This window comes from Enterococcus mundtii, assembly GCF_003957375.1.
In the GTDB taxonomy this organism is placed as follows: domain Bacteria; phylum Bacillota; class Bacilli; order Lactobacillales; family Enterococcaceae; genus Enterococcus_B; species Enterococcus_B spodopteracolus.
The window spans coordinates 2,076,030-2,099,968 of record NZ_CP025473.1; the positions used below are offsets into that span (position 1 = coordinate 2,076,030).

Below are 23,939 nucleotides of genomic sequence, written 5' to 3' on the forward strand. Positions count from 1 at the left end.
CAGTTTGCTTTTTATTTTTTACCAAATGTTTCCCAGGCAGGTACGCTTGATCCTTTTGATGTTTCTTCAATCACTTTTGCTGTTTCTTCCGTTTGATAGGTGTCAACGATTTTTTGATAGATTTCGTTATTTTCATCTTCTTTTCTTGCTACAATGATGTTGACATATGGTCTCGCGCTGTCATCGACAGGTTCTAAAAAGATGGCATCACTCGTTGGGTTCAATCCTGCATCGACTGCCACACCACTATTGATCACTGAAAGATCAACGTCATTCAATGCACGAGCTGTTTGTGAGGCATCCAGTTCAGAGATGTCTAGGTTTTTTGTATTTTCAGTGATATCTGAAGTAGTCGGCGTTTGGCCTTTCGCTGAATCAACTTTGATCAAACCAGCTGTTTGTAGCAATAGCAACGCCCGTCCACCATTTGTGACGTCATTAGGAATAGCTACTTTTGCGCCATCCTTGATATCATCAATGGATTGGATCGTATTGGAATAGATCCCTAAGGGGGCATTCACTGTGTTTCCGATCGAGACTAGATCCGTTCCGTGTTCCGTATTGTAATTGTCTAAAAAGAATTGATGTTGAAAAGCATTGAGGTCGATCGAGCCATCCGCTAATGCAGCATTCGGTTGATTATAGTCGGTAAATTTCACGTATTCTAAGTCAATGTCTTCTTTTGCTAAACGTGCTTTGACATCATCCCAAACGTCAGTGTCCTCTCCAATGATCCCAAGTTTTACTGTCGTTTGTTTGTTTGTGTCTGTTTCGGCATTTCCTTGGCTACAGCCAGCCAACCAAATAAGTGCAACAAAAGCGAGTACTGTATAACGAATGAATTTTTTCATGATGATTCCTCCAGTTTAATGTGATATTTTTTTGATCAATAAGTTGCTGATCCATTGACTTAAAAAAACAAGAATCAAGATCAACAATGTCGCAACGATGGTCACGTCTGTTTGAAAACGATTGTAGCCACGAGAAATAGCTAGGTTCCCTAATCCTCCTGCCCCAACCGCTCCTGCCATGGCAGTCAAACCAATGACATTGATGATCGTCAATGCAGAGACACGAATGATTCCTGGCAAGCCTTCGATCAAATAGACTCTAAAAACGATCCCTAATGGACTGGTTCCCATTGATTCGGCCGCTTCAATTACTCCAGGATCTACTTCTAACAACGCATTTTCCACTTGTCGAGCGAAAAATGGCACAACACCAAAGATCAAAGGGACTAAAGCAGCTTTCGCACCGATCGTAGTACCGACTAAAAAGCGAGTTGTCAATGCCAGTAAAGAAAGTAAAATGATAAAGGGAATCGAGCGGACAACATTGATGACTTTGTCTAGCACCTCATAAAGCAAGCGATTTTCAAGCAATCCTTGGGGCCGTGTCACAACCAATACGATCCCAAAACCAAGACCGATCGCGCCTCCGATCAACGCGGTCCAAAAAGACATATACAACGTTTGTTTCGTCGCTTCAATAAATTCATCGGGTATCAAATAGACATTGGGTAAGTAGGTTTCTAAGAAATGGGTCATATCAGCGTCCTCCTTGAATCACTTTCATTTCCTTACTTGCGCCATTTTTTTGTAAAATCGTTGCTTGTACACCGGATTCAATAAGGTAAGCCAGGGCTTTTTCTCGTTGATGGATCTCTCCTGATAAAGTAACGATCAATCGTCCTAATGGGGTTTCTTGTAATAGTTCTACATTGCCGTATAAAATATTCGCACTGACTTGGTATTTGCTATAAAGTTGTGCGATCAACGGTTCATTCGTTTGTGTGCCCACATAACTCAATTCCACTAACCATTTATTGGTCAACTGATCTGCAAAAGCACGATGCGAGCGAATCGTTTCTAATGCTTGGTCAACGTGGGTGGCTGTTCGGATAAAATCTTGTGTCAAAACTTCTTTTGGTGCACTGAAAATCTGAACACTACTTCCCTGTTCGATCACTTCCCCGTTTTCCATCACAGCTACTTTGTTGCAAATTTCTTTAACGACTTGCATCTCATGTGTGATCAAAACGATCGTCAATCCTAATTGCTGGTTCAGTTTTTTCAATAAAGCTAAAATCTGATGGGTCGTTTTTGGATCTAAGGCACTCGTTGCCTCATCACAAAGTAATACTTGCGGATCACTGGCTAGTGCACGAGCGATAGCAACTCTTTGCTTTTGTCCTCCTGAAAGTTGTTTTGGATAAGCAGTAGCTTTTTCTTCTAACCCGACTAATGTTAGAAGCTCATTAACTTTTTGACGACGCTCCTGTTTCGATTTTTTCGTATATTTCAACGAGAAATCGACGTTGTCAAAAATCGTGCGACTTTCCATTAGGTGGAAATGTTGAAAAATCATCCCGATCGATTTTCGTTCTTTTCGTAATTCTTTCGGGGATAGTTTTCCTAGCTCTGTTCCATTGATGATGACTTTGCCACTTGTTGGTTTTTGTAACAGGTTCATGACACGAACCAGCGTACTTTTCCCAGCACCTGAATAACCTACGATCCCGTAAACATCCCCTTTAGCAATCGATAGATCCACCTGTTTCACTGCCTGGATCGTCTTTTCTTTTTGTTGGAAAGAAACATTTATTGCTTGTAATTCAATCATTTTTACTCCTCCTTCAGTTTGACGATAAAAAAGGCATCCTCAAGAAAATGACTCATCACTTTCTTGAGGACGCCTTTTTGCGTGTTACCACCTCATGTTCAAGTTACACTTACATGTAACTCCTCTTCGAGTACAAACATACTCTAGCAAGTTAACGGTTGCGACCGTCACCGTCTCACAATATTGCTCGGGGTGAATTGCTCAATAGCCATTTTCCAAACATGCCGCCTTGCTTCTTCTCAGCTACCGAAGCTCTCTGTTAAAGGTTTTTGTATTTGTACTTACTATTTCAACGCAAAAAATATAAAAAAAATCCTTTTATCAGCATAAATCTACTGATAAAAGGACGACGTATCGTGGTACCACCTTTATTCGGAAGTTTCCTTCCCTTGATCCAACATCTCTTGACGAGAAATTGGTTGTCTGTTTTAACGGTCAGACATTTCCGAACTTGCCTACTTATCGACAAGTTATTCTCCAAGGCCATTTTTCAACTTTTCTTACTTGACTCTTTCCACCAACCAGAGCCTCTCTTTGAAGTTTCCAAGTTTACTTTCCTTATCAACGAATCCATATTTTGTTGTTGAGAACACTTTATCTAAGTGAAAACAAAAAGTCAAGCAAGAAATTTAAAAAAATAAGCACTCAGTCGGTTGATAAATAAAAAAATCGTTGGTGGCACTGGATTTCCAGCCGCTTATTTTTTTCCTTTTTGTTTTTCTAACATCTCCAACACGATCAAAAGATCGGTACCTTCTGCTAAGATCGATAAATCTGCTTTTTCTCTTTCGGTATAAGCCCGATCAAAGCTTGAATCTGGAATCAGAACAACACCCATTCCTGCTCGTGATGCGGAGGTCGCACCAACCAAAGAATCTTCCACTGCAAAGGCTTCTGACGCTGTCAATCCCGACCGCTCTAGCGCAGTTAGATAAGGAATTGGTGAAGGTTTATTTTCAGACACTTCATCCCCAAAGGTATATGTATGAAAATAAGGCTTCAAAGAAAATTGATCCAAAATATTGCTTGCTCGTTTTGTTACCGTCGTCGTTGCTAGGCCAAGAATGAGTTTTTGGTCATTCAATTCTTTCAATACTTCTTTTGCATGAGGTTTTAATTGGATAGCGCCACTATGCAGTTGTTGATAAAAATATTCTTCTCGTTTTTCGCGAACCTTTTGTACCATCTCCGGTGTTCCCGCCATTTTGATCAACAAATCATAGCTTTGTTTCCAATTTTTCCCACCCCATGTATCAACGATTTCTTGAGGTATTTCGATGTCGAATTGCTTGAATCCCCATAGCCAACCGTCACGATAAGTTCTTTCTGTATCAACTAATAGTCCATCTAAGTCAAATATTGCACCCTTCATATCCACTGATCCTTTCAAAAAACAATATCTGTAGTGTATCATGTTTTTTCATTCAAACCAATGGGATCTCAAGCATTTTTGTTATGAGTGGTAATCACACTCACCCTCCGTACTCAATTATTCGGATTCATTTTAGTTATTTTATTTCTACGAATCTTTAATAATTGATTTGTAAAATTAGCCCAATCGACCGCCCTTGGAGGAACTAACCAAATGATTTGGAACATTTCTCCAAAAGAACAAATTTCTTTATCTGTCAAGAGTAGATCTGTTTCATCATCGGCCTTCGTTTGGTAAATGATATTCAAGTCAGAGATTTTTTGGATATTATTTTTGATCAACGCATTAAATTGTGGCCCAAAGGAAAAATCAATGCAAATACGCAGCGGTTTCAATTGTTGATCGATGGGTAATATATCCATCATCACTAACACATAATTAAAAAATAAAAATTCTTTTGCGAGCCAAATTTGCTTGTTCTTTTTTTGTTTTTTAATGTAATCTCTGCAAAACAAAAAATATTCTGGATACATTTCATAAAAATAAGTGACATCCAGGTTGTTATTGTCATCAATATTTTCTTCTTTGAAATATTTGATCTTCAAATGCAAGACCGTCAGCTGTCTTCTGATTTCTTTTAGTTGATTTTCTGAAAGAATAAATGCTTGCCCAAGTTCTTCAAGAAATAAGTCATTCAAGACAAGTATTTCCTTTAGTTTCACTCCCTCAATAAGTTCCGGCTCATTGATTGCTCCTTCGACAACAAGATAAGCAAAAATCTGTTGCGCTTCGCTAAATAGCTCTTTTTCCGTAGCAATCTTTGACTCTTTTTCAAGCCAAGAAAGTATGCTTCGAAAGAAATCATTTGTTTCTAACATTTTTTTATTGAATGTCAATTGACTTTTTTTATTCTCAGACATTCGCCAACCTTGCTTTATTCGAATCAAGCTGACTGAAAGAAAATGTTGGAGTTTTGTTTCACTAAAACCTGTAAAAGAAGCAGCGAATTTCGGTTCAAGGAATCGAATCAATTCTTCTACTTGCTTTGTGATCTCTGTTGGATAAACCGAATAAGCCCGTCCGTATAATTTGGTGAAATAAAACGTCACCAATCCACGTACAGAGCCTTCTTCCCCACTTAGTAAGAATTTTTTTGTGACTGTAAGTTCTTTATCTGCTAATCTCGTACGCATGTCTTTTAGCTTTTGGTAGACGAGGGGATGACTGATATAATTCTTGATCGCATAGTCATTGACAGATTCGAACGTTTCAAAAAATATTTCTTGTAGCATCAAAAAACCAAAGGAATGACGGACATACATTTCACCTAAAATTGTCGAATTCCCTCGACCACTCTCAATCAGTCGAACGTTATTTCCTTCGAAAAATAGTTGAAATTCATCCGTTAGCCCATATTCCAAAAAATCATGTGACAATTCTTCCATTGACTTATTCAGCAAAAAATAAGAGATATCCAATTCTTCTAGCACTTTTTCATGATTTTCAATTAAAAGTGGCTTTGTTTCTAAATAACGTAGCAACTCTAACTTTCGTTGTGCTGGCTTATCTAAAAATAGTTTGAACATTTTGATTTCCTCTACCTTCTGGTTTTTCTCCATAGAGTATCGTACCTGAAAATAAGTAGCTCATTGCTGCCATCTGACTATTATCTGAACTAGCAGAGCCAGAACCACTCGACTGTGGCAACATCACTTGGTTATGAAAGTGATCATCAGAAAAAAAATCATCATCTAGGGTTATTTTACGTGATGTACTAGCAATTTGGCTAATAATATCGCCCTGGTGATCTAATAATCTTGTTTTGTTTGGCCGCTTTTTTTTAGGAATTGAAGAATCTTGATACGGTAATTCGGCTTGTGGTTGTTCTTCAACTTTCTGCTTTTCGTTATTTATAATTGCAGGATCTTGTGATTGTTCGGTGTGTTCCCCCTCTGCTTCTTTCCCATCCGGTACAGGACGTTGGGGAGTAACTGGTTGAATTTGGATTTCTTCTGTTGGATTCAACGGATCATAAATGATTGTTTCTGCATATATATAGATGGAAGATTCAAAATAGACTGCCGCAAACAAAAGTGTTCCTAATATAGCGATTTTTTGTCTTTTCACTTTTCTCACCCTTTTTTGATTAGACATTTTAAGTAAGTGAAACCATACGTTTCCAAGCAAAAATTGTCTGACTGATCTTATTTATTTGATCAGTCAGACGTTTTTTTATCAGGGATTGATATTATTTATCTTCAGATTCATCTTCATCTTTTTGTTTTTTTCTTTTCCAAAAAATAAATAGAAGTAAAAGAAGCAATAATAATAGGACACCGAATAATAGATAGATCCAAGTATTGTCTTGTTCAATCGTCACATCTTTATCGTTTAATTCCCTAGCAACTTCGCCTTTGATTTCAAAGTCTTTTTCAAATTCCCATTTATATTTATAGGTCTCGTCAGAGCCATTAGAAGTTTTGACCTTGTATTCCCCATCTTCAGCTTTTTCGCCGTAAGCAGTCATCTTCATCGTATACTTGCCTGCTTCCAACTTTTCACCATTTAAAGAAATAGGGTAGGCAAAGTGAGAATTTGGCGCCATTTGCATACTTTCGGCTTGGCTTTCGTACAGCACTTCAGCTGATCCTTTTTTCGTGATCGTTGTTGCTACATCCAATTGATTCAAGTAAACCGCTTGAGGATTTTGCAAATGAACATTGATCACATTTCTCGCATTGACTTGTGCGGGTTCCACTTTCGTTGCTTTGAGATCAGGTTTGATCGCTGTCATATTTTGACGAATCAATAATGCCACTACGTAAGAGTACTCATTTTTGATGGCTAATCCTTTATCTTCGGAAGAAGAGTCCTGTGTGTCAGCCGTTTTTTCTTTAAAAGTGATTCCACCTGCCATGACACCATCAAATTTTTCTGCTGGCATAGTGACTGTGATTGGCACTGTCACTTCCGCATGTTTTGGCAACGTCACTTCTGGCTCTGCTTTCGCATAATCTTTTAAATTGTAAACTAAACTATTATCGGGTTCAATTTTATTTTCACCATACTCCACCACACCATTCAAATTAGTTGTTGCACTGTTAATCGTGGTTTCAATCGTGATGTCGTTGTCTGTGTCATTGCGTAATTGGACTTCGATTGTTTGTTGTTTGTCAGGTTCCATCAATAGATCGAAATATGTTTTTTCTTTATCAATTTGATTTTCGGGAATCACTGGGGTAACCGCAAAATTAAATTCTGATGCAAAAGTTGATTGGACTGGGACCATACTTAGTATGGCAACCATGAGGCTGACAATAAGAATAAATCTTTTTTTCATAATATTTTTAACTCCCTGATAAATTAGATGTTGGCGAGGCTATGACAGAAGTGTTCTATCCCTTCAAAGGTAACTAATATCACTGCGTTGCACCAATTTTTTTTAAGTCAAGACAAAAAGTTCTTTCACTCTTGCCTTGACCAGATTGTATTCGATTAGTTTCCTGGTGCATCTGTTAACGTCCAAGTGAACGTTGTTTGGTAAGCTTTTGCGTATTTTGTCGTTGAACCTGGTACTTCTAGTGCAATACTATTTTTCGCAGTATCCACTGAATTTCCCCAATCCATCAAATACGTTCCAGCACCTTCACCATTTTTCGCACTCATCACCAATGATTCACTACCACTTGGATCTAAGCTGAAAGTTGCAACGCCAGTTGGTTTTGCTGATTGTGAACCAGTCACGACATTACCATTTGATAATGTGATTTTTGCACCTGTCAATTCTTGGTCTTCCGCTGTTTTGAATTGTGCATTTTGTTTTACTTTCAATGTCCAACCTGTTTCAGTTCCACGATTGTCAGATACTTGAACAAAGTTTGGTCCTTCTTTTTCAACATCACTTGCATTCTTATATTTTTGCGCTGCAGCATAGTAAGTTTGCGTTTTAGACGTGATTTTTTGTTCACCGAAAACTAGACTTGAAGCAAAGTCGATCGACAATGGTCCATTTGTACCTGGATTTGGCTTACCATCAGGATTTGTTGGATCAACTGGCGTCACTGGTTGTTCTGGATCAAGTGGATCAACTGGATCAGTCGTCTCTGTATTTGGCACATAATTGATGACTCCGTTTGAAGTATACTCTCCACCATCAGCTGCTGCTACGCTAACTGTGCTGAATACTCCACCTAATAACATTGTTGATAATAAGATCATTTGTGATTTTTTCATTTTTATTTTCTCCATTCTTAATTTCCTGGTGTATCAGATAGATTCCAAGTTAATGTTGTTGAGTACGTGACTGCATCTTTCGGCGTTTTACCTGGGATGGTCAATGAAACACTTTTTGTAACCATTGAGGATACGTCTTTATTTTTTTGATCTTTCATTGTGATTGTCTCCACTTTATCCCCCCATGCTTCGATCCACGTGCCAGAACCTGCATCTTGTCCTGCACTTAGTACAATCGATTCTGCACCGTTTGGATCTAAGGTGATTTCAGTGATCGCAGTCGGTGCAGCTACACCCTCTGCATTTGATTTCACTACCGGATCTTGCAATTCGATTACCGCGCCAGTCAACGTTTTGTTTAATGTGTCATCGTTCTTAAATTGACCGTTTTGACATACTTTCAATGTCCAACCAGCATTATTTCCTCGGTGATCAGACACTTGGACATAATCGGGTGTGACTAGATCCGAAAATGTGCCATCGTCATTTACATAAGTCTGTGCTTTGGCATAATAGGTTTCTGTTTTATTCGATATCTTATTCATACCGAAATCAAAGCTTGAAGCAAAGTCGATCGATAATGGCCCTTTTGTACCTGGCTCTGGGTCTGTTCCATCTGGATTAGTTGGATGAACCGGTTTGTCTGGATCAGGGTCGATTGGATTGACTGGATCGATTGGTTCCGTATCAGGTATAAAATTGACCGTACCGTTACTTGCATACTTTGCTTGATCGACTGCTTGAACGGTAACCGTCACTCCTGTCAAAAGACTAATGATCATTAAACCACTTACTGTTTTTTTCATATGATCCCCCAAAGTGATTCATTTTCTATCTTTTTCTTTTATGGTGCTGGCGTAGATTTAAGGCTCCATGTCAATGTAGTGCTATACTCTTTCGCTAATTTGACCGTTTTACCTGGCACGTTAAGTTTTACAGCAGTTGCGCCTTGTGTGGCATCCGTACCAAATTTGTAGATCCAAGTTCCCATACCTTTACCCGCATCAGCAGTCATCAAGACTGATTCGCTTCCAGGAGTCAATGTGTTTTGTGCTACTAGATCTGGTTTGTATTGATCATCCATAATCGATGCACTTGCACCGTTACTTAAGGATAGTACTGCACCTGATAACTCTTCAGCTGCGGCAGTTTTGAATTGCGTATCTTGCTTGACAGATAAGCTCCATCCTTCTTGTGTTCCACGTTTGTCTGTTACTTGTACGTAGTTTGGTCCATCTGTACCATTTGCAAATGTTTGGACTTGCGCATAGTAATCTTTTGTAACTGTAGTAATTTTTTGTTTCCCAAATTGGAAGCTTGAAGCAAAATCAATTGATAACGGTCCGTTCGTCCCTGGATTTGGTCCATTTGGATCAGTTGGATCCACTGGTTCTACTGGACTTGTTGGATCAGTTGGATCAACCGGGTTTGTTGGATCGGTATCTGCTTCAAAAGCGATCACACCATTTGTCTCATAGCTTGCAGTTTCATCCGCAGCAAATACTGTGCTTGTTCCCATTAGTGTACTAAATAAAATAATTCCAGTTGTTAACAACGTTGTCTTTTTCATTTTTCTTTTCTTCTCCTTTTTATAACAATAATTATCAACACGATCAAAAGAAGGAAACTTCCAATAATCGTAAATTGTTTACTCCTGTATTCTCCAGTTTTTGGTAACTGTTTGCTATCCCCTTGTATCGCCTCTTGCTGTTCCACAGTTGCTCCATTTTTTTTAGAGGACATTTGATCCTCTTTAGTAAAGCTGGGGGAAGTTGGCTCATCCACTCCTTCTTCGGAACTGCTACTTCCTGCTTCAGGATATTCATAGGTGCCATAAAATCCTGTGACACCCTCACTTTTGAACGATTGCTCTTCATCGGCTAAAGCAATTGGCGTTTGAGTTAAAAGAAGTCCTAACAACACAAGGATCTTCCACCTTTTTTTCTTCATCTTTCCCACCTATTCTCTATCGTCGTGTTTTCTATGGATTACCAGGGGCTGCAACCAATGACCATGATAATGTCCCTTGATAACTTCCGACTTTTTGTTTTTCCGGAGGAACAGTTAACTTGATTCCTTTGTTGTTCGTTTGTCCCCACTCTTGATTGACAAGATATTCACCATTTGTCGTTAGGGTCTTCTCTTCCACGATCACTGCATTGGGGCCGAGTACTGTATTCTTTGTACCATCTGTAAACGAAAGTGTATTAGAAAGTTGGGTTGTCCCCGAAGTCAAAGGTTGTCTTTCAGTGACTGTCAATTGCCAGCTATTTCGTTCGGAACCTCTTGTATCTTTCACGATCAAATTACCTTCGATCAATGGCCAATACGTTTGAGTCGTTGTCTTAACTTTTTGCGTCTCGAAATTCATCGCATTTGGTACTTCTTTAAGCTCTAATGTACCTGTAATTGCTACATTGATTGTTTTTTCAGTTGTTACTCCATTTAGTTGATAGCTATACGTTGTTGAAACATTTTTTAAAACTTCCGCTTCTGTCGTATCCTTGATTGCTGAAAACGTTGCGTCTGCCAACGTTGGTTCTTGATTCGCACTGCCATCGGCTAAGATCACTTGTGCCAGTGTTCGTTGATTCAACTCTCGTTGAGACGTCAACGCATTGGCATCAGCTAAACTCATCCGAACATCTTTTGCATAGACTGCAAAACTGCGATCCGTCGAAATCGTTGCTTCATTTTTTACAACAATCAAGTTTACTTGTTGTTCCTTTTCATTCCCAGTCGTACCGACTTTGTAATCAATGACATGTTTTCTGGAAACTTCATCTGCTGCTAGTGGTTGCTTGATCCCGTCCATCACATCAGCGGTGATCGAATCCGTAAAGAATGGACGTCCCTTCGCCTCCATCAATGATAAAATCGCTTGTTTATCTAGTAAATCTTGTGCTTCTTTTTCAGAAATGATCACATTTTTAGCAGAAAGCTCAGCTGCATTCGAATACTTTACTTTGACTTCATAACTGTATTCGCTATCTGGTGATTGCCAATTGATCGTTGAAGAATCCTTTTGTTCAGCAATTGTTATCGGAGTATCTCCTTTTTTAGAACTGATGATTTCTGCTTGGTACAACCATGAACCAGTTGCTTGTGTTTCGGGCTCAAAGCTCAATTTTGGTGTGATACCTTTTCCTGATGGAATTACCAAGCGTCCTTTTTGAACTTTTGTACCTGCAGTTTCTGTTCCCCAAGCATTCAATACTAATGGTGCATTTCCTTCTTTCACTTCACTGACGTTATGAAAAATACTTCCTTCGCCTTGAGCGATCCCAGGATTTTCTACTTCATAATCGATAACTGAACCAGGTATGGCGATACCATAACCACTACCGGATTTTGAGACATCGTTATCCCCGATGAAGCTTTTACCAGTTGATTTTTCAGTTCCTCTGAAATTCAAAGGTGTTAGCTTTGTTGCATTGGCAATCGTTGGATTGATTGTTAAAACTTGATAGGCTTTATTTGCACCGAACCATGTACCGGTACTGTCTACTTGCGTTGCTGAATCTCCAGTAGTTGACTTGATCCAGACTAATTCATCTTTTGCAGGATCAGGAAACTCGACATCTGAAATATTGACTTTTCCTGTTCCAGGAAGCGTTTCTAAAGTGGCTTCATCCTCAATAGTTAACTTCGCTGCTGAAATTAAGTTACTAGAAGTTGAAACGCCGATCCCAGCATTTTTTGACAGATGGATGCTCCCAAATGAATGATAGGTTGTTGCATGATTGGCAGCAGTCGCAGATAAACCATTTTTGATATTTCCGCCATTTGCCATCAACTTTAATCCGTTCGTGACATTTAATTCAGTAAAATTGACGATTCCTAAGCCAGTAAGGTTGAGTGGATCTGTTTGATACTTGTTCGTGCCATCGACATTTTCACCAAAATTGAACACGACTTTGTTGATACTGGCATTAGCAATCGCATTCGTAAAGTTATCACTGGCTGCACCACCGGATAAACCGTTGATGCTGACAGCTCCTTGAACATTAGCAGTAACATTACGCAAAATTTTCCCACTGCTGATATTGGAATACTGTGTAGCATACAGATTACCAATACTAGAACCCTCCGCTTGGATATTCATCTGGATCGAGCCATTTTTGGTGTACGCAGCATTACTACCACCATCCCCATAAATGCTCGCACCATTTAATGAATCCACACCTGGTTTGGTAAAGATATTCAACGTAATCGTATTGTCTGTAGATGTGCCCAAATTCGTATTTTGTCCATACGGTCGTCCACCTGTGATATACGTGTTACCTGGTAACTTGAATTCACCGTCATAGTTTCGCAAATCAATGAGTAAACTAGCATTTCCAAGTAGTGACCCATAGTTTGTGATACCACCAGAAAAGCCATTAGAACCAGTTCGTGGAGTCCCAGAGAAGTTCCCACCATAGATGCGATTATCTGAATTTCCAGTGACAGTATGTCCAGCACTTGCGCCATAGGATGCACCCATAGAAGCATTGATGACTCCTTCATGGACTGTGACGCCAACATTGCCTACATCTTTAGCATCATTCCAACCGCCACCAGATAAAAACCAGTCTACTTGCCCATTATAGACAGTCGTTTGTCCGTTGCCATATACGCGTGCTCCATTATAGCCAGTACCTTCCAATGTATCTGCGATCCCGCCATTCAGCGTGTTAGAACTATTTCCTTCAATAACCCTGAATAAGAACCACCATACGTCCAACGTGCAATCGTATTATTCAAAACTGTTTTGGTATCTCCTTTAATGTAGATATCCCATGTATCATTTGAAGCAGGATAACCACCTCCACCTACAACGTCCCAACCAGAAGCTTCCCCACGATTCTTCTTCGTGGTCGAATAGGCTAAATCGGTTGGCATTGATCCGGAATAGGCAAAGCCAGCTCCGCCGATTGAACCATCTGCATTAGCCGTTCCAACTTCAATCGTTGTGTTGCCTTCGATGTAGCCACCGCGACCTGCTGCTGTTGAATAGTTAGAAGAATTATTAAACGAACCACTGACTAATCTTGAGGTGATATTGCCGAAGACTTTGAACTCTGCCGCAGCTTTAGCTAAGTCAGCTCTTTGTTGTGGTGTATACGCATCATAGGTTGTTTCATTTGATGCCCCAATCCCACTTTTATTGAATTTAACAACGTTATTGCCAGCTCCGCCATTGAAATCATTGATTCCACCAGCAGATTGGGTTCCAGCTTTGATCGTATTCGTGATATTCCCAGTAACCGTACCAGTATAACGATTTCCGCCTTCAAATTCTGCCCGTCCAGCAGTGTATAAACTACTATCCAAATTGGTTTCGATTCCGTCAGTTGAACGATTGGTTCCGATATTTCCTCGAGATGACCCCCGATAAATCGTTCGCCATTGCCATACCACCGACCATAACCTGAAATATTATTGGTTACTTTTCCACCAATATTCCCGTAGATGACACCACCATAAAAGGTACTTAATTGAAACCCTGTTGCACTATTTGTAACCCCGATAGTTGTAGATACAGTTCCCGTAACATTTGCTGTATTTGTCGGACTGGTTCCATTTCCACCACCGTACAAATTCGTGATTCGTCCACCCGTATTATTGATAATCGTAGAGACGTTTCCATCAACGGTACCAATATTAGCTCCTCCTGCTAATGTATTGATTCCCCCATTATTCGTATTGTTGATAACGATACTCGTATTCCCTTTCAGCGTGCCACCATTTTGATTACCACCAAAGATATTCCATGTATAAGAACCTGTCGTATTGATGGTGATTACCGGATTCCCTACGACATCTCCTGAATTTGTTCCACCATAAATTGAAATACCGTTACCGTTTGCTCCCCCATTCAAATTCAAGCTGTGCCCATTCATATAGAAATAAGAGCCGGTATAGCTAATATTTCGTAAAGTAATCGTTGAACCAAAGTAAGCATTCGCTGTAAAAGCAAGTGTTTTTGCACCAGATGGTACCGTTAAATCTTGTGTGATTGGATCATCTGAATGGCCGGTGATCACTAGTTTATTTACTTTATCTTTTAATGAGGCAAACGTAGCGTTAGTTGCATCGACCGTACTTGGAATATTGTTAGCGACTGTTGCAGCTGTTAATGTGACGTTTGATCCAATATACATGACGTAATCTTGCATATTGCCCGTATGATACAAATCATTTAATGCCGCTTTTACTCCGGCATCTGATGCAGCATATGTTTGGTAAGCTTGCGTGCTATCTGTGGGATTTGGTACAACAAGTACTTTCGTCTTATCCGCTGTAGCAATCGTATCTTTGATCGAAGCATCTATACTTCTCAAAGAGCGGAATGCCTGTTGTTTAAATACTGCTTTTAGTTGTAGATCCTTCGTCACTGTTAATTGGCTGATTTCTTCATTCGTATAGAGTTTGCCTTCAACTTCCCAACCGTTCAATGATTGCTCGTTCACAAAACTCGGGATATCACTACTTGCTAATTTTTCGTTTTCTTTAACTTTCAGTTCTTTAACTTCTGCTCCTGATTCGAATAAATGAGTGCTATCTGTCATAAAAGTTAAAGTAAAGTGTTTTTCTTCAGTCGTCGATTCTTGTGTCTGCGCCTCTGACTGTTTCACCTCCTCTTTTACTGATTCTGTTGTCTGTGTGACTGTCTCTTTACTTTGCATGGATGGATCATTCGACTCTTCTGTTTGAGTTGTAGGTGATTGAGTGACTGAGTCATTTTCAGTATCCACTGCCTGTACGACGGTTGACAACGGAGAAGTTATTCCTGAAAAAAGAAGCATTGCGACAACACACATAACAAATTTTTTTTTCATCTTATCTTCCCTTCTGCTTCATACAACAAAATTAACTTATTGATAATTATTATTGCTTGATTCTTTTTGTATTGTATAATGTTAAATCCAGTTATTTTTAAAAAAAATTTCTTTATTACTGAAAAACGTTTAATTTTTATTAGAGCATATTATTTGACTTTTAAAAATAACAAGTGATTTCTTAAAATTCAATTGAAAGTAAAAAAGAGCTGGTATATCAACGTTAATTATGTGTTACTAATTCGCTTTATCGACTATTTTCTGCTTATTTAATTTTCTAACATGAAAAAAAATGAAATTTTCATGAATTATAATATAGTAAAGAACCTGTCATTTTTTTTAACGGCTATTTTTTCGAGTGCGTTTTGTTGTTTTTTTATTTCGAGTTTTGCATTATAATCTTATTTTTTGTTTATACTCATCGAATGATCATGCGTAATCCCTTCAAAAATGAATACATCCTATTTCCAAACACCATTTATCATAAATAAACCATCATTCATAAAAATTTGTAAAATACAATTTTTCATGAATGATGGCTTATTTTGTTTGGACACTTACGTTTCGACCTTAAATGATCAATTTTAGACTCCACTATTTTCAACTCAAACCTTTGTAACAAATATTTTATCTACCTGTCTCAACATTATTAGCTACCGATCTAAACAAACAGCTATTTTTATAAACGATAGTGCAATTATTCGTGACCGTGACCCCAACTACTCTCACTAATAATTATTTATTCAATTAAATCTATTTAGAGTAACTACGACAATATATCATTCCCACTTCTATTGAAGCTTCGATTCCCCACATACTCTTATGATCGTGTTTATCAAGAGTATTTCCCCGTTGGATTATTTCAATTGATCTTCCTTCGCCCCCTTATCTCGTTACAAGTAAAGGCATGACACAAATAATCCATTTGATTCAATGTTTGATCTTGTTGCTATATCAATGGTTTATGGCTATTTTACGTTTTTAAATCAAGCATTTTGTTCCTTCATTGAATCGTTGATTTTCTTCGTTTAAACAATACAATAACCAACAACAGATAATAATAGATTGCTTTTCCACAATCGTTCAAATATATTGTATAACGCTTGTTTCCGTTATATTTAAATATAACTTCTGAGAACGCTCGACTTTTGTACTAACCCAAATAAAAAATAGATTAGGCATTTACACTACCTAATCTATCAGTATTTGATTATTGATGTTACTATGCAATGATTCGCAAAAATTTTATAGTATAAGTGAATCATGCAAATGATTCATGATTTTTTATTGAAATCGTATCCGAAGGATGCTCAAATCCCTCGTACTAAAGTGCAGAAAAGACTTTCTCTTACAATAGTTCGCCAAATTTATTGATATAGATTTTTTTCATGAATGTAACTAATCCTAAATAAGCGATAACTGTCACGATCAACCAAATCCAATAGTTACCAGGTAATGGTAACAATCCTAGTTCTTCACCAAAATTAGTAAAGGGGAGAACAGAACCTACTAGAATACCTAATGTTGTAATTGAAAACATAATAAAAGTGGCATTACTTTGCAAGAAAGGCACTTTAGGTGTCCGTAACGCATGTAACACTAAGGTTTGCGTCCATAAAGATTCAACAAACCAACCAGCATGGAACAATGCGATAAATAGAACTTGTTGTGAGCCAGTCAATGTATGGTAACTCCCACCAACTACTGCTGGACAAATCACAAAGTACATCAATAGATAGGTCGTGATGTCAAAAACGGAACTCGTTGGTCCGAAGTACACCATAAATTTGCCAATACTTGATGCTTCCCATTTTTTTGGTTCATGTAAATATTCTTTATCCATTCTATCCCATGGCAAAGAGATACAAGATACATCATAAATCAAATTTAAAAATAAAATTTGTAACGGTAGCATAGGTAAAAATGGAAGGAATGTACTAGCTACCAAGACAGAAAACATATTGCCAAAGTTTGAACTAGCTGTCGCTTTGATGTATTTCATAATATTGCCGAAAGTCTCTCTACCTGACAATAATCCTTTTTCTAAAATCATCAAATCTTTTTCTAACAAGATAACATCCGCTGATTCTTTCGCAATATCTACTGCTGTATCTACTGAAATACCGATATCTGCTACTTTCATTGCTGGTGCATCGTTGATGCCATCGCCTAAAAAGCCTACTGTGTGACCATTGTTACGTAAGGCAGTGGTTAATCGTGCTTTTTGTTGTGGATTCAATTTGACAAAGACATCATGTGCCTCAGCAACTTTTCCTAATTCCTTATCAGACATCTCAGCGATTTTCTCGCCAGTGATCAATTCATTAATTTGTAAGCCTACTTGTCGGCAAACAGAGCGTGTGACCAACTCGTTGTCACCAGTCAATACTTTGACAGCAACACCATGATCTTTCAAAGCTTTCAAGGCTTGTTTGGTTGTTTCTTTTGGTGGATCAAGGAAAGCAAGATAGCCAATCAAGACCATTTCTGACTCATCTTTTACTGAAAATTCTCCAACCACACTTGGATTCGTTTTTTGCGCGACACCGATCACACGCAAACCATCTTCATTCAAGTCCTTCACTTTCGCCAAAACTGTTTCTCTTTGTTCAGTAGTCAATGGTTTGACTTCACCGCCAAGGTCGATGTATGAAGAGATACTTAACATTTCTTCGATCGCACCCTTTGTGATCATTTGCGTTTTTCCAGCTGGGTCAGCCACCACGACACTCATTCTTCTACGTTCAAAATCAAAGGGGATCTCATCTACTTTTTGATAACGAATCTTCTCTGTATCTAACGTCTCAACTGCTTCGTCGATAATGGCAACATCTAAAAGATTTTTTAATCCAGTTTGGTAGTAACTATTCAAGTACGCATGGCGCAATACTCGGTCATTTTCTTTTCCTTCACAATCCATGTGATATTCTAAAATAATCTTATCTTGAGTCAATGTACCTGTTTTGTCTGTACAAAGGACATCGATCGCACCAAAATTTTGAATGGCGTTCAAATTTTTGATGACTGTTCCTTTTTTCGCCATAGCACTGGCACCTTTGACCAGATTTGTTGTAACGATCATCGGTAGCATTTCTGGCGTTAATCCAACAGCGACTGATAAGCCAAACAAGAATGCTTCTAACCAATCACCTTTTGTGAATCCATTGATAACGATCACAGTTGGTGCCATCAATGCCATAAATTTGATTAACAACATTGATGTTTTTTGGATGCCTAATTCAAAGCTTGTTTTTACAGGTTTTTGTGACAAGTTTTGTGCCACATGTCCAAACATCGTGTCATTTCCAACAGAGATGATGATACCTTCTGCACTACCACTAATCACATTACTTCCCATGAATGCAATATTTTCATAACTCGTTTCACTTTGTGTTCTTCCAGAGCACACAGTTGCATGCTTTTCAACAGGATAGCTTTCACCCGTTAATGCCGCTTGTGAGATAAATAAATCTTTGGCAGAGAGCAACCGCATGTCTGCTGGGATCATATCACCAGCTGACAAACGAACTTGATCGCCACAAACGATCTCTTCCATAGGAATTTCTTTGTATCCACCATCTCGTTTTACGGCAGCTGTTACTTTCACCAATGATTTCAACTTTTCAGCAGCTTGGTTCGAACGTACGGATTGGATCAAGGTCATCGTGCCACTGACTAACACCATGGCAAAAATAATGATTACACCAAACAAATCTTTATCTGCTGGAGCAGCTAATAGATACTCGGTGATAAAAGAAATAATTCCTAAAGCAATCAATACTAATGTAAAAGGGGTGATAAACGCCTTGATCACTTCCACAATAAACGGCGTTTTCTTTCCATATGAAATACTGTTATTTCCATAAGCTTCTCTTAAATTTTCAACTTGTTCTGAAGACAAGCCTTTTTGTGTTGTTTGAAATAAGTCAAATAACTGTTGCTTATTTTTACTAGCAAAACCAGCGTAGACTTGTTTTGTTTCTTTCTTTTTTTCCATCTCATGTTCCTCCTTTGATCTTACCAAACACACACTGATATCTGCTGTGCGCTTGATCGTTTATCTAATCAACGGAGACAGAGTGTTTCAAAGGCGCTGAGAACAGATAGATAATAGTCTCAACATACCAACGCTTTGTCTCCTTGTACACCGGACTTTCATCCATTTGTTCTCATCTCCTTTCGTTTACTTAAATTACTTTCTTGGCCGACTACTGGATACTTCAACTTCCCAACTTGATCACCCTCTAACACCTTTTTATTTGAAAAAACAGATCGGTGAGAAACAAAAAACCTTTCGCCAAAACTCAGCGAAAGGTCAAAAAAGTGCACAAAAAAAAGCATGGATGATCTACTCGTTGAGTTTTGGCACTATACAACGTAAAAAGCAAAAGAGCTTTTAGCTACCTTATGAAAAGCCTTATCTCGACAATTCCTGTTCTACCCATTGGCGTCTCTCGACATTTTTGGGCAGTAGCCTATGTTTGTATAGGAGCCTCACCTAACAAATCTTATTCAGTTTTTCCTCACCTAATGTAACAACTATTGGCTGGAATGTCAAACACATTTTCAAAAAAATTGAAACTATATGGGATTCGTTTGTCATGTTTTCTTTCTCTAGGTATAATGAACTTATCACAACAGATCGGAGTGAAGGATATGGAACGTACACTTGTTATTATCAAACCTGATGGGGTAAGACGTCATTTGATTGGCCGAATCATCCAGCGTTTTGAAGAAAAAGGATTCGCAATCGCTGAAATGAAATTCGCGACGATGACTGAAAAACTAGCAAAAGAACACTATCAACATCTATCTAATCGAAGCTTTTTCGATGACTTGATCGACTATATGACTTCTGGTCCAGTCGTCTATCTGGTATTAACAGGTGAAGATGTGATCGATCTCGTACGCAAAATGGTCGGTGCAACAAAAGCAGCGGATGCTGTTCCTGGGACGATCCGAGGCGATTTTGCCTTACCTGGTACAGAAAATATCATTCACGCTTCGGATTCACGAGATGCAGCCAATACTGAGATCACACGTTTCTTTCCGCCATTCGATACAAAGAAAGTAGAAGCTGCGAAAAAATGATTTTTTTGCTCACTGACTTTTTGAGTGCATAAATTTTTGATTATCTTATTGATCTGCCAGTCCTTCGGTTCGAGGTCATGCTCCACACGTTTAGTGAGAGGATTGACTCAATACTAGAGGGACTGGTTTTCCTTTTGTATTAAGTCAATGCCCACTAAATAGCCGCTTTCACCAAATCTCTAGCGTTGTGCTTGGATAGACAATAGTTTTTCTTCTAATTCATCTCGCTCTTCTTTACCTAAGGTATACTCGATCACTGCAAATAGTGTCTCAAACTCCTCTTTTTTGATGGGTTCCCCTAATGCTGTGGCGATCAATCGACGATAATAATCGGACATCAAACTCTCGTAAATGACTGCTGTCTTTGATTTCAAACCTAAACAACGATACATATCTTCATTGATGCTTCGTGCTTTTTTATATCTTCTTTTGTCGATATAATAGACAGTCAAATTCTTTAAAAAAAGAAACAAACACTGGTCATAACCTGACTTCATTGCTTTACGCATTCTTTTTTTAATTTTCAAATAATTGTTTTCGATAAAGGAATCGCTGAAAATAAAGGGGAACTCTGCTAATAAGTCTAGTTCATATCGGCCAAATTCTTTCAATTTCATAAAGTAATCTTCGATCATTCGTATCTCATATCCCAAAAATTCCAATTGGATATCTGGCTTCACACTTGATTTCCAATACATATGTATATTCAGTACGAGATAGTAAAGATCAGCCGTTCGCTTAAATTGCTTGCGATTGTCGGCGATTTCTTTGTAGGGATCAAAATCATCCTCCTGAACTTTATTCAAAAGATTACGTGTTTTTCTCGTTTTCCGTGGTTCTTCCACTTGATTTCGTAGCGATTCGTATTCAGTAAGTGTGATATTCAACCGATCAAGGAATGCCATCAGTGTTAAAAAAGAAATTTTTTTGATCGTACGATTCTCGATCCCCACAAGCGAAGTTTTTGAACAGATCCCCTCTGCTAATTGTGACTGTGTCAACTTGCGACTTACCCGTAATTTTTTGATCAATTCTCCATCGTGCATAATATGCCTCCTTTAGTGTGTGCATTTTCCAATAAGATCCTCTTCGTCAGAACAACAATCGAAAAAGAGAAATAACTATCGAAATATTTATTGCATTCACTAATTAAGTACGCATAAATAAAAAAAATATTTGAAGAACAATAAAAAAACTTCTAAAAAATGAAATTACAACTTTTTTAGAAGTTTAGTAAGGTTGTGAAAGAAGCGCTTTGACCTGAACAGCAAACTGAAAAAACAGAAAATAGCTCCCCATATTTTTTGATTTTTCAGTTTAGTGTTGAAGGTCAGCTACTTGAACACCGTTGATCAAGGTTGTGAGAAAGCCGTTCAGCTCCGAATATTAAGACGAAACTTGAGAAAATAGCTTTCTATGTTTTTTCAAGTTTTGACTTAATATTGAAGGAACTGGCTTTCGAACACCGTTTATCATCGGTTGTGAAAGAAGCCTTCAGCTAGCTTGCTCCTTCACCGACATCTAGCCATGTTTATGGTTTGTCCGCCAATTCATCCTCTACAGGGTATAGATTGGTTGTTGTTTGATCATGATTTTTAGAATAGACACTTGTTGAGGCTGCACCTTTGTCTTTTTCAATTTGTTGATTCCGTTGTACTTGATTCTTATAGTCATACTTTGCAGGGTCGATCGTCGTAAATCCATTTGGCACATAGAATCGCAAGAGATTTTCTTGATTGAGTTTATCAGAAAGACTCAAAGCTGTTTTTACCTGATTTTGTTCTTGTGCGACTTTTTGTTCCGCTGCTTGGTTTTCTTCAAGTAATGCCCCTGTTTTTGTATCATAGATTTTTCCACCTAGTACGGTGTAATCCGGCGCGACAAAATTCCCATTTCTAAATGCCACGACTTGATCATGTTGAGGTGAAAGTAAATCTGTACCAAAATGGATATAATTTTTGTCCTCGATTCCTAATAAATGGAGTAACGTTGGTAAAACATCGATTTCACCACCATACTCATGTTTGACTGTTCCTTTTGTATAACCTGGGATATGGAACATCAGTGGTACTCTTTGCATCTGTGCGTTGTCAAAATCGCCCCATGTTTCTGGATCTTTTCCTAGTGCTGAAGCAAGGTCTTTATTGTCTGTATTTGAGATACCAAAATGATCCCCGTAAATCACGAACATCGAATGGTCATAAATCCCAGAAGCTTTCAAATAAGTAAAAAACTGTTTGAGAGACTGGTCTAAATAATGGGCCGTTCGCACATAATTATCAACGGTACTATTTCCTGTATTCAGCGAAGGAAAATCAAAGTTTTTGTCATCTGTATAATAAGGTGTGTGATTCGTGACAGAAAGAAACTTCGCATAAAATGGTTGTTGCAAATGTTCGAGATAATTTGCGGATTCTCGAAATAGATTTTTATCTAAAATACCATAGCCAAGCATCTCATCTGATTCATCGAAATATGAGCGATCAAAGAAATTATCATACCCTAGATTTTTGTATACATGATCACGATTCCAGAAACTACCGACATTCCCATGAAAAACCGCACTGGTATAGCCTTGTGTCTGATCCAAGATGGCTGGAGCAGCTTGGAACACATTATCTGAACCTAATTCTGTAAACAACGAACCTTGAGGCAACCCAAACGTCCCGGTTTCCAACATGTTCTCAGCATCACTGGTTTTCCCTTGCCCAACTTCATGGAAAAAGTTATCAAAACTGATTGTTCCCTGATTGGTAAAGAGACTATTTAAAAAAGGAGTGACTTCTTGTCCATCTACTTTCATATTGATCAAAAATTGTTGAAAACTTTCCAAATGCAATACGATCACATTTCTCCCTTTTGCAAGTCCAAACATCTCTGGATCAGGAGCAGCGTAATGAGATTTTGTATAATCGAGGACTTCATCTAAGCCATTGCTACTTGCATGCGCTCTAACACTACTAGTAATCCCTGTTTTTATCCCATCATAGATCGTATAGGCATCAAGTCCAAGATATTTGACAATATAAGAACGATCGAATGTCCGTTGCAATAATTGAGGGCGATTCGCCTCACTCATTGCCAGATTCCCAGAGAAGATCAAAGCAGACAAACAAGTCACCGCAATCGCCACCGGCTTACGTACTGCAGGAGCTTTCAATGGTACCTTTTTTATAAATACGCGAATCAGCAGAAAAGCAAAGACGGCGATATCGATCCAATAAAGGATATCATGAGGCTTCATCAAAGAAAAAGAGCTACCAGATAATCCTTGGGAAACCTTGGAGAAACCTAGTGCTGATTTAACGGTAATGAAATCTGTGAACTCACGATAGAAAATAATATTCAAATATAGCAATAACGTATTTAAAAAATCGATGATAAATAAAACGATCAAACTTGTTCTGACTTTCTTAAAATACAAAGAAATACCAAAAAATAATAGCGTTGTCGCTATTGGATTGATCCATAAAATAAACGTTTGGATGCTTCCTTCTACGCCTAAAGAAAAATCAGTATAGTAGGCAAAAATCGTTTTCATCCAAAAGAAAAAGCCAGCAATCAAAACGATGAGTACTTGATGTTGGCCAATTTTTTTTAGTTGTGTCAAAGTCACCACTTCTCTCTAAATTATTGTTCCTGTCTATTTTGCTCCTAAACATTTAGTTTTTGCTAAAAAAATCTGTTTTTTTACTCTTTTTTATAAATTAATCACTGGTGTTCTATAGTTGCTTTTCTACTTTCTGGAAAGTAACTACTTCGAAAATAAGACGGAATCTAGGCAAATTGTCTTAATT

The 23,939-nt window shown here is 38.2% G+C and carries 15 protein-coding genes, 1 pseudogene, 1 riboswitch and 2 other annotated features; of the genes and pseudogenes, 1 reads left to right on the top strand and 15 read right to left on the bottom strand.

What is annotated here, in order from left to right; translation table 11 throughout:
- Nucleotides 1–11: 11 nt before the first annotated feature.
- From CYK55_RS10110 to mgtA, 13 genes and pseudogenes are all read right to left on the bottom strand, one after another.
- Nucleotides 12–851, bottom strand: coding sequence for a MetQ/NlpA family ABC transporter substrate-binding protein (locus tag CYK55_RS10110; protein ID WP_034686718.1), 840 nt, complete (start codon nt 849–851; stop codon nt 12–14).
- Between the two features lie 15 nt (nt 852–866).
- Nucleotides 867–1,547: a methionine ABC transporter permease gene (locus CYK55_RS10115; RefSeq protein WP_034686720.1), complete on the bottom strand. Its 681-nt coding sequence runs from the start codon at nt 1,545–1,547 to the stop codon at nt 867–869.
- Between the two features lies 1 nt (nt 1,548).
- A complete protein-coding gene (locus CYK55_RS10120; protein ID WP_034686722.1) occupies nt 1,549–2,622 on the bottom strand; it encodes a methionine ABC transporter ATP-binding protein in 1,074 nt (357 codons plus the stop codon).
- A 62-nt stretch (nt 2,623–2,684) separates the two neighbouring features.
- Nucleotides 2,685–2,924: a binding site (T-box leader), on the bottom strand.
- A gap of 37 nt (nt 2,925–2,961) precedes the next feature.
- Nucleotides 2,962–3,196: a binding site (T-box leader), on the bottom strand.
- Nucleotides 3,197–3,319: 123 nt separating this feature from the next.
- Entirely contained in the window at nt 3,320–3,994 is a 675-nt protein-coding gene (locus tag CYK55_RS10130; protein WP_126134260.1) for an HAD family hydrolase, read from the bottom strand.
- A 113-nt stretch (nt 3,995–4,107) separates the two neighbouring features.
- On the bottom strand, nt 4,108–5,580 hold the full coding sequence (locus tag CYK55_RS10135; protein ID WP_126134261.1) for a helix-turn-helix domain-containing protein: 1,473 nt from the start codon (nt 5,578–5,580) through the stop codon (nt 4,108–4,110).
- On the bottom strand, nt 5,558–6,121 hold the full coding sequence (locus tag CYK55_RS10140; RefSeq protein ID WP_034686728.1) for a hypothetical protein: 564 nt from the start codon (nt 6,119–6,121) through the stop codon (nt 5,558–5,560). The genes CYK55_RS10135 and CYK55_RS10140 overlap by 23 nt, the downstream gene beginning before the upstream one ends.
- A gap of 121 nt (nt 6,122–6,242) precedes the next feature.
- The gene (locus CYK55_RS10145; protein WP_034686731.1) at nt 6,243–7,334 is read right to left on the bottom strand and encodes a DUF916 and DUF3324 domain-containing protein; all 1,092 of its coding nucleotides are present in this window, start codon (nt 7,332–7,334) and stop codon (nt 6,243–6,245) included.
- Between the two features lie 155 nt (nt 7,335–7,489).
- Nucleotides 7,490–8,227: a WxL domain-containing protein gene (locus CYK55_RS10150; RefSeq protein WP_034687207.1), complete on the bottom strand. Its 738-nt coding sequence runs from the start codon at nt 8,225–8,227 to the stop codon at nt 7,490–7,492.
- Nucleotides 8,228–8,244: 17 nt separating this feature from the next.
- Nucleotides 8,245–9,033: a WxL domain-containing protein gene (locus tag CYK55_RS10155; protein WP_034686733.1), complete on the bottom strand. Its 789-nt coding sequence runs from the start codon at nt 9,031–9,033 to the stop codon at nt 8,245–8,247.
- Between the two features lie 38 nt (nt 9,034–9,071).
- Nucleotides 9,072–9,797, bottom strand: coding sequence for a WxL domain-containing protein (locus CYK55_RS10160; RefSeq protein WP_034686735.1), 726 nt, complete (start codon nt 9,795–9,797; stop codon nt 9,072–9,074).
- Nucleotides 9,794–10,177: an LPXTG cell wall anchor domain-containing protein gene (locus CYK55_RS10165; protein ID WP_034686737.1), complete on the bottom strand. Its 384-nt coding sequence runs from the start codon at nt 10,175–10,177 to the stop codon at nt 9,794–9,796. Before CYK55_RS10165 ends, CYK55_RS10160 begins: the two co-directional genes overlap by 4 nt.
- A 31-nt stretch (nt 10,178–10,208) precedes the next feature.
- A pseudogene (locus CYK55_RS10170) lies at nt 10,209–15,051 on the bottom strand (beta strand repeat-containing protein).
- Between the two features lie 1,348 nt (nt 15,052–16,399).
- Nucleotides 16,400–19,048, bottom strand: a complete 2,649-nt coding sequence (gene mgtA / locus CYK55_RS10175; protein WP_034686742.1) for a magnesium-translocating P-type ATPase — start codon at nt 19,046–19,048, stop codon at nt 16,400–16,402.
- Nucleotides 19,049–19,391: 343 nt separating this feature from the next.
- Nucleotides 19,392–19,564, bottom strand: a riboswitch (M-box (ykoK) riboswitch).
- 143 nt (nt 19,565–19,707) lie between these two features.
- On the opposite strand from mgtA, the gene ndk reads away from it, so the two are divergent.
- A complete protein-coding gene (gene ndk / locus CYK55_RS10180) occupies nt 19,708–20,142 on the top strand; it encodes a nucleoside-diphosphate kinase (RefSeq protein ID WP_126134262.1) in 435 nt (144 codons plus the stop codon).
- 179 nt (nt 20,143–20,321) lie between these two features.
- On the opposite strand, the gene CYK55_RS10185 is transcribed toward ndk, so the two are convergent.
- On the bottom strand, nt 20,322–21,188 hold the full coding sequence (locus tag CYK55_RS10185; protein WP_126134263.1) for a helix-turn-helix domain-containing protein: 867 nt from the start codon (nt 21,186–21,188) through the stop codon (nt 20,322–20,324).
- Nucleotides 21,189–21,673: 485 nt separating this feature from the next.
- Entirely contained in the window at nt 21,674–23,752 is a 2,079-nt protein-coding gene (locus CYK55_RS10190; RefSeq protein WP_126134264.1) for an LTA synthase family protein, read from the bottom strand.
- Between the last annotated feature and the right edge of the window lie 187 nt (nt 23,753–23,939).